Source organism: Glycomyces algeriensis (genome assembly GCF_027622855.1).
Classification (GTDB): Bacteria; Actinomycetota; Actinomycetes; order Mycobacteriales; family Micromonosporaceae; genus Glycomyces; species Glycomyces algeriensis.
In genome coordinates, this window is sequence record NZ_JAPZVR010000011.1 from 47,435 (window position 1) to 63,629 (window position 16,195).

A 16,195-nucleotide genomic window follows, 5' to 3' on the forward strand; every position below is an offset into this window, starting at 1 on the left:
CCGGTGGGTCATCCGCTGCCGGAAACGATGCCGGCGAGCCCGCGGTGGGCGTCGTCGAGACCTTTCTCGTTCTCGGCGTGGTCGGCGATGCCGGTGAGGTCGTGGGCGGCGATGCGACGGGCGAAGTAGTCGGCCTGGACGGCCCATCGGAAGCGGAGGAGTGTGAGCAGGCCGCGTTCCGTTTCGGCGCGCGTGAGAACGCCCTGGGCGAGGTAGGCCTCGACCAGGGGCCCGGCGTTGCCGGACCCTCCGACGTACATCACCGCGGAGGCGAGGTCGTACAGGTAGGGGCCGCGCATGGCGGTGGACCAGTCGATGAGCCCGCAAATGCCGGTGTCCGGGTCGAGTCGGAACGCTTCGGGCGCGGGGTCGGTGTGGAGGGGACCCCAGGTCAAGGTCGCGGGGTCGAGGTCGTCAAGGGCGGTGAGCGCGGCCGCGACGGCAGGACGGACCCAGTCGCGGACGTCGAGATGCCCGGCCGCCGGGTCGACCCAGTGGAACCGGTCGGCGGTAGGGATGTCGGCATCGTGAAGCGCCGCATGGGCTCGCGCGAGCGTGGTGCCGATGATGCGTTGTTCGGCCGGGCCGTCGGTGGCGATGCCGTCGCCGGGAACCCAGGCCAGCAGCGCGAGCATGACGTCATCGGCGGCCACGGCGAGGCGGCCGCCGCGGCTGCGTTCGGGGGCTCCGGTCGGGAGATCGGGCCGGTCGAGCACGGCCGCGGCGGCCAGGCCGCCGGCGTAGTCGAAGAGCGTGTCCGGGTCCACCGCTTTGGCGACCCAGCGACGCGGCCCCGCGGTGACGAACCACGTGCCGGAGTTCATGCCCCCATGGTGCGGCTCGATCCGAGCATTGTGGAGTCCCCAGTGGTGGCCGAGGGAGGCGCGCAAGACGTCCTCGCTGATCATGCGCCTCAGTCAACCACCGGTCCGGTTGCCGGGCAACGGTTTATCACGCCCGCATGCGGTCGCGACGGCCCCGCTGCGCCGGGCTCACCAGTCGTGGACCGTGCCGTCGGCCAGGCGGTTGTACGGCAGGTACGCCTGCACGTACGGGTACTTGCCCGCCTCGTCGGTGTCGAGCTCGACGCCGAGGCCCGGCCGGTCGCCGGGGTGGAGGTACCCGTCGGCCCAGGTGAAGGACTGCTGGAAGACCTGGTCGGTCTTCGCGCCGTGCCGCATGTACTCCTGGATGCCGAAGTTGTGGATGCTCAGGCCCAGGTGCATCGCGGCGGCCATGCCGACCGGGGAGATGTCCGTGGGGCCGTGCATGCCCGACTTGACCTGGTACTGGGCGGCGTAGTCGAGGACCTTCCGCAAATGGCTGATGCCGCCGGTGTGGGTCACGGCCGAGCGCACGTAGTCGATCAGCTGCTCGCGGATGATCTGCTGGTAGTCCCACACGGTGTTGAAGATTTCGCCGATCGCCAGCGGCGTCGTGGTGTGCTGCCGGACCAGGCGCAGCGCCTCCTGGTTCTCCGCCGGCGTGACGTCCTCGAGCCAGAACAGGTCGTACGGTTCAAGGGATTTGCCGAGCTGCGCGGCCTGGATCGGCGTGAGCCGGTGGTGCGCGTCGTGCAGCAGCGGCAGCTCCGGGCCGAACTCGTTCCTGACCGCCTCGAACACGGTCGGGACGTGCCGCAGGTACGAGCGGGTGTCCCAGTCCTCCTCATTGGGCAGTGCGCCGCGCTGGGCGGGCTCGTGGTCGTAGCGGACGCCTTCCATCGCTTCGTAAGTGGCGTTCGAGGCGATCCCGTAGATGGACTTCAGACCGGGGACGCCGGTCTGGACGCGGATCGCCCGGTACCCCTGCTCCTGGTGGGAGCGGATGGAGTCGAAGAGTTCCTCGGTGGTCTTGCCCGAGGCGTGGCCGTACGCGAGGAGGCCGGAGCGGGAGGCGCCGCCGAGGAGCTGGTAGACGGGGAGCCCCGCGGCCTTGCCCTTGATGTCCCACAGCGCCATGTCGACCGCGGCGATGGCGGCCATCGTGACGGGGCCCCGCCGCCAGTACGCGGAGCGGTAGAGGAACTGCCAGGTGTCCTCGATCCGGTGGGCGTCGCGGCCCAGCAGGAGCGGGACGACGTGGTCCTTGAGGTAGGCGACGACGGCGAGTTCGCGGCCGTTCAAGGTGGCGTCGCCCAGGCCCGTGAGGCCGTCGTCGGTGGTGAGCTTGAGGGTGACGAAGTTTCGATCGGGGCTGGTGACGACGACTTCGGCTCTGTCGATGATCATCAGATCGTTCCTTCCCATGCGGCTGCGCGATGCAACCGCTCCGTCGTACGCGGCGCCGCATCGGCGCGGCGTTCCGGGCCCGTGCGGCCGACCGGGCCCGCCGCCGTCCGGAGGAGGGCGGGGCGTGAAAACGCTCGCCGTGCGGCTCGGAAGAACTGTATACGGTGCGGGCCGCGGGCCCGATTGCTCAGGACGGCCTCAGCGCCGGACCGCGGCAGTGAGATCGGCGAGGAGTTCGGAGGCGGTCACGGGATCGAGTCGGTCGCCGCGCAAAGGCTTGGCGGCCTTGCGGTTGCGGGTGGTCACAAGCCGGACCGCGTGCACCCGGTGCCACTCGCCGAGCTCGCTGTCCGTCACGGGCGCACCGGTGCTCGCGTCGGCCAGGAGGTACCCGCCGGGGACCCGCCGCTCGAAACCCCGCCGCTGCGTGCCCCAATCCCCGTACTGGGGGTAGCGGTTCACCCATGACATATGGCCGCGCAGGGTCCCGGTGTGCATCTCGACCCCTTCGAAGCGGGTCAGCTGCCCGGTCGCGGCCTCAGCCGCGGTGAAGGGCGGTCGGCCCAGCTGCTCGATCGGCTGCAGGATCGCGTAGTCGTTGAAGATCTCGTTCCACGCGGGCAGCTCCTCCCCCAGCAGCGCCGGGTGGGCCAGGCGGATCGTCGCCGCGTCGGGAAGGCCGACGAGTTTCTCGTGCGCGTCGGCGAAGCCGCCGTCCTCGGCGGTGCGGAAGCCGAAGCGGGTGCCGTCGTGGTCGGCCAGCCAGACCAGGCGGCTCACCAGGGATCCGAGCACGGGATGCCGTGCGATCAGCCGGAACTCGGGGACCGTCCAGGTTCGGCCGCTGTACATCGCGTCGTCCAGGCGCTCGGTCTGCTCGGCGACCAGCCGCTCCAGGTCCTTCGCGAGGCGCTGGTACCGAGTCTTGGCGGCCGCGGCCAGGTCGGCGTCGTCGCGCACGCCCGGCTGGGGAAGTCGCAGCCGCTGCTTGCCGGCGCCGTCGACCAGGCTCGGGCGCAGCCGCTCGTCGAACCGGACGTGGAAGCGCCTGGGCCCGTAGTCGAGTGCGAGCGATTCGGGATCGCCCACGCCCAGGTCGGGGACGAGCCTGTCGGCCAGCGTCTCGACGTCCTCACCGAATCCACTTGCGACCTGTGCCGCCAGCTTTCGGGCCAGCGCCGTCGTGACGGGGTATTTCCGCAGGCGGGACATCCGGTGCAGCACGTTGAAGGCGGTCTCGGTCCCGATGGCGGCCAGTGCGTACAGGGCGTAGCCGGCTCTGTCCGACTGGTCGCCGCCCGGCCAGGTGAGGACCAGCGGCTCCAGGAGCGCTGCGGTCGCGTCGGTGCCGAAGCGCGCCAGCTGGTCGACGGCCCAGGTGTCGGCCGGGGGTGCGCCGGCGGAGAGCCAGAGCTGGAACAGCGCGTGGGAGAACTGGGTGAGGGATTCGGCGTCGCAGTGCTGGGCGACGATGTCGGTGCCGGGGTGGTGCACGCGCGGGGCGCTGAGCGCGAGGATCGTGATGAGGTGGGTGACGGCGCCGGGCGGCAGCACTGCGTCGCGTTCCCGCAGCAGCACCGGAGGCAGGTGCTGGGGGTCGGCCCAGGCTCCCGGTCGGGGCGGGTCGCCGAGGGGCATCAGGGGATCGGTGGCCAGGAGTGCCTGGACGCGCTGGACCGCGTCGGGGCCGTAGCGTTCGGCGGATCGCACTACGGCCTCGGGGCCGAGCTGCCCGGCGAGGTGGCGCAGGGCGGCCTGTCCGCCTGCGTGGTACCGCTTGGACGAGCCGAACGCCGCGGGGATCAGCAGGGTCGCTCCGACCTCGCCGTGGCGGTCGAGCCAGTCGAGGGCGTGGGCGCGCGTCGATTTGAGGCGGAGGAACCAGTCCGCGACGACCGTGGCTGCGGTGGCACTGCGGATCGGGACCAGTGCGCTGCCGTATCGGTGCTTGGTCCGCAGGCGCTCGGCGACCGCGTCGGCCGCGGCGGGGCCGTGGCGTGCGAGTCGGCTCCAGATGCCGGCTTCCAGGCTCAGGTCGACCCGGTTGACGACCTCGCCTTTGACGGATGCCCAGTACTCGTCGTCGTCCCATGACCAGAAGTTCGGTTCGACGGACAGGGCCCGCTCGTGTTCCTCTGGTGCCCAGATGATCTCGATGTCCGCGGGTGGTTCGAGGCCGCGCAGGGGCGCGGGTGCCGGGCGCTCGGTGTTCGTCCAGGGAGGTGCGACGAGGATCTGCGGGAGCCGTGCCGCATCGGCGACGGGGAGGGCGGTCGAGGAGGTCAGGTCGGTGATGGCGGCGCGGGCGGTGTCGTTCAGGTGCGGGAGGGCGGCGTCGAGCCCGGCGGGGTCTGATCGGACGATCACCGCGAGCCGGGTCCGGTCCAGGGGTGCGAGGCGCGGTGCCCGTTCGGCGGCGATCCTGGCGGTGCGCAGCGGGAACCGTGCAGCCGAGCGGAGTGCGGCGGGGAGGACCTGGGGTTCGCCGCTGCGGTCGATGAGGAGCGCTGTCGCGTCGTCGCTGGGCAGGAGCGCGATGCCGTCGAGCAGGGCGGTGCGCTGCGCGGCGGTGAGGCTCTTGTATGCGAGGGTGGCCTCCAGGACCGGGAGGGCCGCGACGCCGAGGTGGCAGACCAGTTCGGCGACGTCCTGCGCGGTCAGCCGCGCCGCTTCGATGGCTTTGCGGCCCAGGCGTTCGCGATGGTCGACGCTGCTGATGGCCGACCACATCAGGTGCTGCAGGCCGGAGGCGTGCTCGGTGCGGGCGAGTTCCTCGCAGGTCGCGGCGACCCATGCGGTCTCGTCGGGCAGCAGGAGTGCGGCGGCGGCGCGCTGGAGGAGGGCCTCGCGGTGCGCGGCGGCCGCGGCGACCACCGCTTCGTACTCGTCCGGTTCTGCGGCGGCGGTGAGCTCGCGCGAGAGTTCGAGCTCGCCGAGGAACCGCGAGCCCGTCCAGTGCGCGGCGTGCGGGTCGGCGGCGGTGACGAACGGCAGGGGGTCGGCCTTCGTGGCGCCGCCGGGGTGGTCCCAGCCGGTGGTGATCCCGGCACCCGCGGCGGCGGCCCCGATCGCGAACGGCAGCCCGAACTCGATCACCCAGGCGCTGAACAACTCTCGGTCCAATGGCGTCCCGGCCCTGCTCTTGGACCAGTCGCGGTAGCGGTCGGTGTGCCGCAGCAGCCTGGTCACGGCGGCGGCTCCGGTCGGGCTCGGCGCGTCGGCGAGGAAGTCGAGGCCCGCCTGCGCGAGCACGGGGTCGCCGCTGGGCTTCTCCAGTGCCGACGTCAACTCGGCGCGGCACCGCTCGATCTGCTCGCGCACGAGGTCCGACGCGTCGGCGGCGAGCACGAACCGGCCGCGGACGCCGTTGCTCCGGCGCGGCAGCACGTTCGCCGTCCACTCGGGGGGCGGGTTGAGGCGGTCTTCTTGCGGCGCGGTGCGATCGGTCATGGCAGTCGTTTCAGGAGGCGGCGTTTCCGCGTCGAGGATATGCGGCGGGCGCGAGCCGCTGTCGGAAGCGCGACACCACCGGGTTCTTGCAGCAAGGCGCCGACGAGTCCGGCGGCGCGTCGCACCCTGCCTCTAGGATCTTGAGGGAACCGCACGCCCCGCGAAGGACCGAGATGACCGAACCCGTTGCCATGCAAGAAGAGCAACTGCGTCTTCCTGTCGATTGGGCGGAGTGGCTCCTGCCGCGGCGCGGCAGCGGAGCGGGCATTCCGGTCGAACCGGACGCCGCGGCGTCCCGGAAGGTGGCCGCGGCGGTCGACGCGAGGCGCGACGACCTCATCGCCTCCCTTGAGCGGCCCGAATGCGACCCGGACCTGTCCCGGGCCGGCCTCGCCCACCTCGGCGGTGCGCCGAACCCGACCGGTGCCGCAGCCGTGCTCACGATGCTCCGGTTCATCGAGCCCTACCGGGCTTCGCTGTTCCAGCCGGGCGGGGAGCGCGCCCTCGCGAACCGCGAGCTGTTCGCCGCGGTGGTCGCCGACTTCGGCCTGCCGTTCGCCGTGAGCACCGGCATCGAGGACCTCGTTATCGGGTTCCGCTGGGCCGCAACGGGAAGCGCGGGCCCGGCCGACGTGCCCGCCGTGGTGGTCGACGACGCGTCGAACCTGAAGTGGAGGGTCTGGGCGGACCGCGAAGGCGTGCTGCCCTTCGTCCGCGCGCTGATCGCCGCCGCGGACGACGCCGAGTACCGGCGCATCGTCGACCTCGCCGCCCAGTACCGCGCCACCCCGCTCAAGCGCGTCGCCGCAGCGCTCCTGCTGCCCGGCGAGCGCGAGTGGGTCGCGGCCGCATGCGAAGCGCGCGACGCCTACCGCGGGGACCCCGCGGTCGAGGAGCTCGTCTGGGCGATCGTGTCCGATGAGGACCATCTGCGGCTCCTCGGAGTCCCCCGGCTCGCCGCCGACATGGTCCGGCACCGCCTCGTCCCCGAACTCGTGCGCAACCTCGGCGTCGCCGCGCTCCCGGTCCTCGCCAAGACCCTCGACCAGAAGAGCCTCGACCTCGCCCAGCGCACCCTGCTGTTCCAGGCGATCGCGCTCCTGCCCGACGACGCCGCCGCGGACCTCCTCGTCGAACGCGCCGCCGAGCCCGGCGCGCTCGCCGCCGTCAAACCCGCCGCCGCCCGGTTCCCGCACCGCTTCGCGCGCGCCGTCGCCGCCCGCGCCGCCGACACCGCTCCGGCCGACCGGGTCCGCCTCGCCGGGGCGCTCCGCCAGGAAGGCGTCCCGCTCGAGTCCGTCCTGAAGGGACTCAATGACACTGCTAGGGCCGCAGTCGAAGCGCTCCTCGCCGAGACTGCCCCGTTGGTCGCGGCGTCCGACCGGCTTCCCGCGGTCCTCCTCACGCCGTCGTGGGCCGAACGCCGGCGCCGTCGCGCCCCCGAGCCGGTCCCGGGCCTCACCGCTCCCGCCGGTGTCGAGCTCCGCTGGGGCCCAGGCGAACTCGACGCGGCCCTGGCCCTCGAACCGGCCTTCGCCGAGTGGGACGAAGCCGAGTTCTGGGTCTCCGACAGCGTGACCGGCCTCGGCCTCGCCGAACGGCTCCTCGGCCGCCTCGCCCGCGGCGGCGACCCCGGCGCCGTCATCGAGAAACTGCGCGATTCGCCCAAACACGGGAGCGCCCTCGTCCCCATTCGCAGTGCTGAGGCCGCCGCACTCGCCGCGGACTGGTTCGCGCGTCTCAAGTCCGCGCGCGTCCACGCCGCCGACTGGCTCGACCGCCACGGCGAGCACGCCGTGCCGCACCTCGTCCCCTGCGCCCTCGGCGCCGACAAGCGCCTGCGCGACGGCGGCGAAGCCGCCCTCCGGTATCTCGCCCGCCGCCTCGGCGACCAGCCCGTCCTCGACGCCGCCGCGTCCTTCGGCCCTGACGCCCTCGCCCGCATCACCGGCCTCCTCGCCACCGACCCGCGCGTTCCCCTCGCCGGGACCGTGAACCCCGGCGACTGGGCCGACCCTGACATGCTTCCTCCGGTCATGTTGCGCGGCAAAGAGACCGCCCTGCCCGCGGTCTCGGTGCGGCACCTCATCGGCGCACTCGCGCTCTGGTCGCCGCGCCTGCAATTCCCCGGCGTGGACGACTTCGCCGCCCACTGCGACCCCGTTTCACTCCAACGGTTCTCGCTCGCCCTGTTCGACCTGTGGCTGCGCTCCGAGGCCCCCAGCAAGGACTCCTGGGCCGTCGACCAGCTCGGCGCGTTCGGGAACGACGACACCGTCGCCGTCCTCGGCCCCCTCGTCGCCCAATGGCCCGGCCGCAGCCAGAACGAACGCGCCCACACCGGCCTCGAAGTGCTCGCCCACATCGGCACCGATGCCGCGTTCACGGCGCTGCGCGACATCTCCCGGGCCTTCAAGTTCCCCAACTCGACCACCGAACGTGCCCGCGGACTCGCGGACCGCCTCGCCGCCGCCCGCGGTCTCACGTTCGAAGGGCTCGCCGACCGCCTCACCCCCGACCACGGGGCGGCCGAGACCGTCTCGTTCGACTACGGCCCCAGGCGCTTCCACCTCACCTTCGACCGGCTCCTCACCCCGCACCTCACCGACGACGCCGGCAAGCCCCGCAAAGCCCTCCCCAAACCCGGCGTCCGCGACGACGCGGCCAGCGCCAAGGCCGCCGTCGCCCGCTACAAGGCCCTCGTCAAGAGCGTCGGCGACACCGCCGAAACGCAGGTCGAACTCCTCTGCGCCGCGATGCTGGACGGCCGCGTCTTCACCCTCGACGACCTCCGCGTCCTCGACGCCCACCCCATCAGCGGCGTCTTCACCCGGCGCCTCGCCTGGTTCAGCCGCGGCGCCGGATTCCGCATCGCCGAGGACGGCGGTTTCGCCGACGTCGACGACCGCGAGTTCCGGCCCGACCCGGACGCGATCCGCCTCGCCCACCCCGCGCTCCTGCGCGACGAGACCCCCGCCTGGACCGCCCTGTTCGCCGACTACGAGCTCCTCCAGCCGTTCGACCAGCTCGCGCGCCCGCGGCTCCACTTCACCGAGGAGGAGCTCGAGACCGGTCGCCTCCCCCGCTTCGACGGCCTCCGATGCGGCTACGCCGACCTCGGCGCGCGCATCGGCTGGACCCAGACCTTCCTCGCCCCCGGGCCCGACCTCTCCTGGGTCTGGCGGCTCCAGCAGCGGCTCCCCGGCGGCTGGCTGCTCGCCGACGCCGACCCCGAGCCCGACCGCCACAACCCCGACCCCGACGGCGTCCACACCGTGACCGCCCTCCGCCTCCAAGCCAACCGCAACCGCCGGCCCGAACACGCCCGCCCGCTCCCCGGCCGCGCGATCGACCCTGTGGCGGCCTCAGAGCTCCTCGCCCGCCTCACCGGCGTCCAGACGACGAGCTGAGCGGGCGCCTTCGCACCGTGCCGGTGTGCCGCTGCGGCGGTCGCTGGCCGCATCGGGGACTTACGTTGTACGGTACGTTCGCCGGGAAGGGGTGGACGATGGCTGGCAAGCGCGCGGCGGGACCGCAGGTCGGGTTGAGCCGGGAACGGGTGCTGCGGGGCGCGGCGGCGATCGCCGACGAGCGCGGCCTGGCGGCGCTGACGATGCGGAGCCTGGCCGAGGCCCTCGGGGTCGAGGCGATGTCGCTGTACCACCATGTGGCCAACAAGGAGGCGGTCCTCGACGGGCTGGTCGAGGTCGTCATGGCCGAGATCGAGGCGGCCGTGGCCGACCTCGATGCGCCTGAGCCCGAGGACGACTGGCGGACGGCGATGCGGATGCGGGTGCTCGCGGCCCGCGAGGTGCTGGTGCGCCATCCGTGGGCGCCGCGGGTGTTCGAGACGCGGACCGGCACGAGCCTGGCGGTGGCGCGGTACTTCGACGGGGTGCTCGGCCTGATGCGGCGCGGCGGGTTCAGTTACGAATTGGGCCATCGCGCCCTGCACGCCTTGGGGAGCCGGGCGCTGGGGTTCTCGCAGGAGCTGTTCGAGCCCGACGGGATCGAGGCCCCTGAGGAGGCGCTGGCGGCGATGGCCGAGCAGGTGCCGCACCTGGTGGCGATGATCAGGGACGCGACGCACGGCGGCGCGGTGCTCGGCTGGTGCGACTACCAGGCCGAGTTCGAGTTCGGGCTGGACTTGATCCTGGACGGCCTGGAGCGGTTGCGCACCAAGCCTTAACACCGATTTTGCCCCTGTTTGCGCAGGTGGGCACCGCGCTGCACTTGACAGACTTACAATGTAAGTCTATCGTGACTTACAACGTAAGACTGCGAAGGAGTCGCCATGAGGGCCATCGTTCAGGACCGCTACGGACCGCCAGGGGAAGTGCTCGCGCTCAAGGAGATCGACCGGCCGGCGCCCGGCCCGGGCGAAGTGCTCGTCCGCGTGCGGGCCAGCAGCGTCAACACCCCGGACTGGATCGCGATCACCGGCGTGCCGTACGTGCTGCGGTTCCAGGGCCGCGTCCGCTCAGGGTCGAACGTCGTGCGCGGCACCGATGTCGCGGGCGTCGTGGAGGAGCTCGGCCCGGAGGGCGCGGACCGCGGTATCGGCGATCGCGTGTTCGGATCGCTGTGGACGAGCACGTTCGTGACGGCCGGGGCCTTCGCCGAATTCGCCGTCGTGCCCGCCGAGCGGCTCGCGCCGATCCCGGCCGGGGTGGGGTTCGAGGAGGCGGCGGCCTCGGTCATGTCGGGAGTGACCGCGCTGTGCGCCATGCGCGACACCGTCCAGGTCCATGAAGGCATGAAGGTGCTCGTGAACGGCGCCTCCGGCGGCGTCGGGACCTTCGCGGTCCAGCTCGCCGCGCACTTCGGCGCGGAGGTCACCGGCGTCTGCGGGACCGCGAACGCCGCGATGGTGCGCGATCTCGGTGCGCACCATGTCATCGACTACACCCGCACGGACTTCACGAAGGGGAGCGAACGCTACGACGTCGTCCTCGACAACGTCCTGAACCACCCGCCGCGCCGCACGGCCCGCGTACTGGCCCCCGGCGGGGTCCTCATCCCCAACAGCGTCGGGAACAGCGGCGGCCTGCTCGCCGGGCTCGGGCGCATGGCGAGCGCCAGAATGCTGGGATCGCTGGGCCGGGCCGACGTGCGGTTCTCCCCTTCGGAGGCGAACCGCGAGAACCTCACGGCCGTAAGCGAACTGCTGGCCTCAGGGGTGATCAAAGCGGTGATCGACCGCGTGTACCCGCTGCAGGAGACGGCGCAGGCCGTGGCCCACATGCTCGGCCACCACGCCCGCGGCAACATCGTCATCAGCGTGGCGAAAGGACCCCGGACACCATGAAAGCCGCTGTCCTTCAATGAAGGGCAGCGGCTTCGTGTTTAAGAGCTGTGGGGGCTTAGAGCGCGCGCAGGTTAGCGGCCTGCGGACCCTTGTTGCCCTGCTCGATGTCGAACTCGACGCGCTGGTTCTCTTCGAGCGACTTGTAGCCGTTGCCGGTGATCGCGGAGAAGTGAACGAAGATGTCGGGGCCGTCGCCCTCCGGAGCGATGAAGCCGAAGCCCTTCTCCGAGTTGAACCACTTAACGGTGCCTTGCGCCATACTAAAATATCCTTGGTGTTGATGCTCAGACCGACGGTTTGCAGCCCGGGTTTTTGACGCCCGTGGTGCGCATCCGCCATGCGGTCTGATATTGCCGCCATTGCTGGCGCTTCACCACTCCGATTCGCATTGCTGTGAATCGAGGTGACCCCTGGACACTACAGCACTCCCGCCGGATTGCACCGGGCCAGCGCGGAAATTCTTCTCGCATTCAACTGTTTGCCCCTGAATGTCCCGGGTTTTTGGGCAGATTGGTGCCGAAGGTCATGACCTCCGGGGCGCAGCACCCGAATCGGCGGCGCCATGGCCGGGCGGTGGCGAACGTCCCGATCATCCGAAACGGCGACGGCCCGATCGCCTCGGCGGGGCGATCGGGCCGCTTGCCGCTACGGGCGGTTGTCGTCCGGGCGGGCCCGGTCGTTCTCGCGTTTGAGCGAGAGGGCCGCCGACGTGCCGAGGCGCTGCCGCAGCTCGGAGAGACCCTTCAGGGTGATGCGCAGCTGCGGTGCGTCCAAGAGGAGCTCGCCGGTGCGCGGGTGGTGGTGGGACTGGGGGATCTCGGTGAGCCAGCCAGCGTCGACGGCGGACTGGCGGGCGCGCCAGGCGTGGTCGCGCCGTTGGCGGTAGGCCCAGCGGAGATCGCCCAGCGTCCTGAACAGACGGTTCTGGCCGAGGTCGATGGCCGGGTCGCGGGAGAGGATCTTCGCCGCGTCGGCGGCGGAGAACGTGCCGCGCGCCGAGGCGAGGCGGTGCCAGGACTCGGCGGCGGGCGCGAGGGCCTCGAGGTGGGATTCGGCGGTGTCGGCGCGGTCGGCCTCCTCCAGCACCATCAGGGCGAGGTCGCGGTTGGTGAGACCGCGGGGGTCGCTGTGCGCAGTGCGCGGGCTTGGGGTGATGTGCATGCATCCACTCCGTTCGTCGTGCTCTCCCCCGATTCTATGCGGGGGGTACGACATTCCCTGCCGCGCGCGAACTCGCGGATGCACTGGTCAACGGCGGCGTTTCAGGTCGTTCAGAGACCCGCCAGATAGGACTCGAGGGTCGCGGCGTAGGCGGCCGGGTCCTCGTTCCAGGACGCGGTGTGGCCCGAGGCGGTCTCCATGACGGTGGTCTGCGCGGGGTCGAGCATCTCGGCGAAGTCGAGGGTCGCGGTGTGGTCCACGGTCTCGTCGGCGGTGTCCACGTAGAGCAGGATCGGCAGGTCGAACTCGTCCGCGAAGTTGCGCTGGTCGAGGTCGTCGAAGTCGATGTCGGCGCGGAACTCGACGATGCGCTTGGCGGCCCAGGTGATCGGGGCGATGACGTCGCGGTCGGCGGCCTGCATGTCGAGGGTCGAGTTCCAGTCCATGACGGGCGAGTCGAAGACGAGGCCCTTGACGGCGGACGGGTCGTCGAGGCCGCGGTAGGCGGTGGCGATGACCGCGCCGCCCATGGACCAGCCGTGGAGGATCACGGATTCCGCGCCGTTCGCGAGCGCGTAGTCGACGGCGGCGGTCACGTCCTCGTTCTCGTGCGCGCCGAGGGCGTGCATCCCGTTGGGGGCCTTGGGGGCGCCTTCGTCGTTGCGGTAGGTGACGGCGAGGACGGAGTAGCCGAGGCCGGCGTAGAGGCCGACGCCGCGCAGGGTCTCGGCGGGGGCGGCGTTGCGGCCGTGGACGGTGACGACCCAGGTGCCCGAGTTGGGCGAGGCGGGGTCGCCCGGGATCTTCCAGGCGGGGAAGTCGCCCAGGTCGGCGGGGACCGCCACGTCCTCGAACTCGAGGCCGAGCCCCGTGGCGGGGTCGTCGCGGAAGGTCCACTTGTCGATGCGGGCCTTGGTGCCCGCGGCGAGGTCGCCGAAGAGGACCGCGTCGACCGCGCGGGTCACGGTCTCGTCGTCGCTGGTGAAGACCTCGCCGAGGACGGCCTGGCCGTCCTCCCACTGGAGTCCCCAGGTGCCGGGCTGCGCGGAGGCCTCGGTGAGCGGGAGGGTCACCGTGGCGCCGTCGGCGGCGACGACCTCGAGCCCGTACGGGTCCTCCCCGTGCGTGACGTCGATGACCTCGCCGGAGAAGTACCAGCCGGCCGCGCCGAGGCCGCCGAGGGCGAGCACGAGCAGCACGGCGAGGGTGACGGCGACCGGGCGCAGCCAGCGTCGCCTGCGGGCCGGGGCGTCGGTTTCCAGGGTGGTCTTCACGTGGCGTCCTCGGAGGTCAAGCGGGAGGGTGACCGCTCGATCCTAGTGCGATGCCGCTCGGGTCGCCTCGCACGCGGGTGCTACCCGCCCAGGGCGAGGAGGCGCTTGCGGGCTTCGGCAGCGGAGGCGGCGTGGGCGTCCATGTCGGCCCACGGGTCGGCCTTGCGGGCGAGGCGCCGGCGCATGGACGCGGGGTCCTGGCCGTTCGGGGTGGCGCGGCCGAGCTCGTTCCAGTCGAGGGGCGTGGCGACGGGCGCGCCGGGGCGGGCGCGGAGCGAGTACGGGCAGACGAACGTCTGGCCGTAGGCGTTCCGGTTGCAGTCCAGGAAGATCCGGTCGCCGCGCTGCGCCTTGCGCTGGGCGGTGGTGAGGCGGTCGGGGTCGGCGGCCGCGAGGCGGTCGGCGAGCTCGGTGGCGAATTCGCGCACGGTGTCGAAGTCGGTGGAGCGGTCGAGCGGGGCGGCCACGTGGAAGCCGCGGCCGCCGGTGGCCTGCACGAACGGCGTCAAGCCGACCTCGGCGTAGAGGTCGCGGGCCCGGCGGGCGGTCTCGCGCAGGGCGGCGACCGGGGTGCCGTCGGGCGGGTCGAGGTCGATGACGAGCCGGTCCGGATGGTCCGGTTTGTCTACTGTGGAGAGCCAGACGTGGAACTCGACGGCGGCCTGGTTCGCGAGGTAGACCAGGCTCGCCTCGTCCTCGCACACGACGTAGTCGACCGTGCCCTCCTCCGCGTCCATCGTCTCGGTCCGGAGCCAGTCGGGGAAGTAGTCGGCGGCGTGCTTCTGAAAGAACCCTGACCCGCCGATGCCGTCGGGGAAGCGGCGCAGCGTCAATGGCCGCGAGGCCAGGTGCGGGAGCATCGCCGCCGCGACCGCACGGTAGTGCCCGACCATGTCGCCCTTGCTCACATGGTCCTCAGGGAACAGCTCCTTCTCGACCTTCGAGAGCTTGAGATCGTGGCCGTTGATCTGGATCGTCTGCGTCGACATGCGCGGGAGGTACCCGCGGCGGGACGCGCGGAAACTGTCAGACGGGGAGCGTGAGCGTGTTGCGCCAGCCGCCGTCAGGGGTCGCGGCCCAGGTCAGCGTGCCGCCGAGGAGCGCGGCGCGCTGATGGAGGCCGAGGAGGCCGTGCCGGGAGCTCGGCAGCGGCACCGCGGGCCGGGTGGGCGCCGTGCTGTGCACGGTGACCGTGACGCCGCCGCCCTCGTGGGCGAGCACGACCTTCGCGCTCGCGCCCGGGGCGTGCTTGCGGACGTTCGTCAGCGACTCCTGCACCGTGCGGTAGATCGCGCGCTCGGCGGGCGGGCCGAGCTCCGGGTGCGGGCCGATGCGCAGCGTCGCCTCGATGCCGCTGCCGGCCACGAGGTCCGCCAGCTGCGCCAGCGTCGGCTGCGGGGCGAGGTCCGTGGGGCCCGAACCGCCCGCGCGCAGCACGTTCACCATGTGCCGCAACTCGTCCAGGGTCCGCACGCTCAGCGTGCGGATCGTCCCGGCCGCCTCCTTCGCCTCCGCGTCCGCGGTGCTCACCTGCAGCGCTCCGGCCCGGACCGCGATCAGGCTGACCTGGTGCGACACCACATCGTGCATTTCGCGGGCGAGCTGCGCGCGCTCCTCGGAGAGGACCTTCTGCGTCGCCATCAGCTGCTCGTGCTCGCGCGCCTCGGTGATCTCCACCAGCCGCGCCGAGAGCTCCCGGCGGACCTGCACGAGCTGGCCGAGGAACGCCGCCGCCGCGGCCGGGGCCAGCGCGTACGCCGCGTCGGCGAGGATCCACGAGTCGAGCGGGTACTCCGAGAGCTGAACGCCGACCGGCCAGACCATGCAGGTCGCCAGGACCAAGGTCGCCACGGCGAGGAGCCGGCGGCGGTGGGTGCGGCTCGCGAGCGTGAACAGGGCGATGAGCGGGGCCGCGGCCTGCCCCATGAACAGGGCGGTCGGCAGCGTCACGAGGAAGACCGCCATGGGCCGGCGGCGGCGCAGCAGCAGCGCGAGGACGCCCGCGCCGATGAGCCACATGTCCCAGGTCGGCTCGCCCCACCAGAACACGACCCACACGTCGAGGGCGCTCACCACGACGAGCGCCATGTCGGTCATCCACGGGCGCCACCAGCGCCGCAGCCGGTTCACCGGCGCTCCCGCAGGAGCCCGGCGCGCTCGGCGGCGAGCGCGGCCTGGACCCGGCCGGAGACCTCGAGCTTGGTGAGGATCGCGCTCACGTGGTCCTTCACGGTGCCCACGCCGAGGTACAGCCTGGAGGCGATCTCGGCATTGGAGAGGCCGTCGGCGAGCAGGACCAGGATCTCCCGCTCGCGGGCGCTCAGGCGCTCCACGGGGCCGCCTGCGGGGGCACGCCCGGCGAGGTACCCGTCGACCACCGCGGAGGTGACCTTCGGGGAGAGGACCACGCCGTCCGCCGCGAGCGTGCGCACCTGCAGGGCGAGGTGCTCGGGGTCGGTGTCCTTGAGGAGGAACCCGGCCGCGCCCATGCGCAGCGCGGCGGCCACGTACTCGTCCGTGTCGAAGGTCGTGAGCATCGCGACGACCGGCGGCCTCGGCAGCGCGCGGAGCCGCTCGAGCACCGTGAGGCCGTCCACGTCGGGCATGCGGATGTCGAGCAGCACGATGTCCGGGTGCAGCCGCCCGACCTCGGCGAGCGCCTCGCGGCCCGAGACCGCGGCGACCACCTCGATGTGGCCGGCGGCGTTGAGGATGTGCCGGAAGCCGGTGCGGATGAGCGCCTCGTCGTCGACCACCAGTACCCGGATCAT

General features: G+C 72.2%; 12 protein-coding genes. 3 read left to right on the plus strand and 9 right to left on the minus strand.

Annotated features, from left to right (window positions below):
- Positions 1-8: 8 nt before the first annotated feature.
- From O2L52_RS18620 to O2L52_RS18630, 3 genes are all read right to left on the minus strand, one after another.
- On the minus strand, positions 9-908 hold the full coding sequence (locus O2L52_RS18620; protein WP_270117359.1) for a phosphotransferase enzyme family protein: 900 nt from the start codon (positions 906-908) through the stop codon (positions 9-11).
- An 84-nt stretch (positions 909-992) separates the two neighbouring features.
- Positions 993-2,231, minus strand: coding sequence for a D-mannonate dehydratase ManD (gene manD / locus O2L52_RS18625; protein WP_270117361.1), 1,239 nt, complete (start codon positions 2,229-2,231; stop codon positions 993-995).
- A 198-nt stretch (positions 2,232-2,429) separates the two neighbouring features.
- A complete protein-coding gene (locus O2L52_RS18630; RefSeq protein ID WP_270117362.1) occupies positions 2,430-5,681 on the minus strand; it encodes a DUF4132 domain-containing protein in 3,252 nt (1,083 codons plus the stop codon).
- Between the two features lie 173 nt (positions 5,682-5,854).
- Here O2L52_RS18630 and O2L52_RS18635 point away from each other — a divergent pair, with 173 nt between their 5' ends.
- The 3 genes from O2L52_RS18635 (at position 5,855) to O2L52_RS18645 (ending at position 10,989) form a co-directional block, all read left to right on the plus strand.
- A complete protein-coding gene (locus tag O2L52_RS18635; RefSeq protein ID WP_270117364.1) occupies positions 5,855-9,091 on the plus strand; it encodes a DUF4132 domain-containing protein in 3,237 nt (1,078 codons plus the stop codon).
- A gap of 98 nt (positions 9,092-9,189) precedes the next feature.
- Positions 9,190-9,870 carry a TetR/AcrR family transcriptional regulator C-terminal domain-containing protein gene (locus tag O2L52_RS18640; protein WP_270117365.1) on the plus strand — a complete coding sequence of 227 codons (681 nt, stop codon included), beginning with the start codon at positions 9,190-9,192 and terminating at the stop codon, positions 9,868-9,870.
- A gap of 105 nt (positions 9,871-9,975) precedes the next feature.
- Positions 9,976-10,989: an NAD(P)-dependent alcohol dehydrogenase gene (locus tag O2L52_RS18645; protein ID WP_270117366.1), complete on the plus strand. Its 1,014-nt coding sequence runs from the start codon at positions 9,976-9,978 to the stop codon at positions 10,987-10,989.
- A 55-nt stretch (positions 10,990-11,044) separates the two neighbouring features.
- Here the strand turns inward: O2L52_RS18645 and O2L52_RS18650 are convergent, their stop codons facing one another.
- The 6 genes from O2L52_RS18650 to O2L52_RS18675 all read right to left on the minus strand — a co-directional run bounded on the left by O2L52_RS18650 (position 11,045) and on the right by O2L52_RS18675 (position 16,195).
- On the minus strand, positions 11,045-11,248 hold the full coding sequence (locus O2L52_RS18650; protein ID WP_205324737.1) for a cold-shock protein: 204 nt from the start codon (positions 11,246-11,248) through the stop codon (positions 11,045-11,047).
- 386 nt (positions 11,249-11,634) lie between these two features.
- The gene (locus O2L52_RS18655; protein WP_270117368.1) at positions 11,635-12,150 is read right to left on the minus strand and encodes a phage antirepressor KilAC domain-containing protein; all 516 of its coding nucleotides are present in this window, start codon (positions 12,148-12,150) and stop codon (positions 11,635-11,637) included.
- A 110-nt stretch (positions 12,151-12,260) separates the two neighbouring features.
- Positions 12,261-13,424, minus strand: coding sequence for an alpha/beta hydrolase family protein (locus tag O2L52_RS18660; RefSeq protein ID WP_270117370.1), 1,164 nt, complete (start codon positions 13,422-13,424; stop codon positions 12,261-12,263).
- 80 nt (positions 13,425-13,504) lie between these two features.
- Positions 13,505-14,413 (minus strand): non-homologous end-joining DNA ligase, encoded by a 909-nt coding sequence (gene ligD, locus O2L52_RS18665; RefSeq protein WP_270117372.1) that lies wholly within the window; start codon positions 14,411-14,413, stop codon positions 13,505-13,507.
- A gap of 37 nt (positions 14,414-14,450) precedes the next feature.
- The gene (locus O2L52_RS18670) at positions 14,451-15,554 is read right to left on the minus strand and encodes a sensor histidine kinase (protein ID WP_270117373.1); all 1,104 of its coding nucleotides are present in this window, start codon (positions 15,552-15,554) and stop codon (positions 14,451-14,453) included.
- A complete protein-coding gene (locus O2L52_RS18675; RefSeq protein ID WP_270117375.1) occupies positions 15,551-16,195 on the minus strand; it encodes a response regulator in 645 nt (214 codons plus the stop codon). Before O2L52_RS18675 ends, O2L52_RS18670 begins: the two co-directional genes overlap by 4 nt.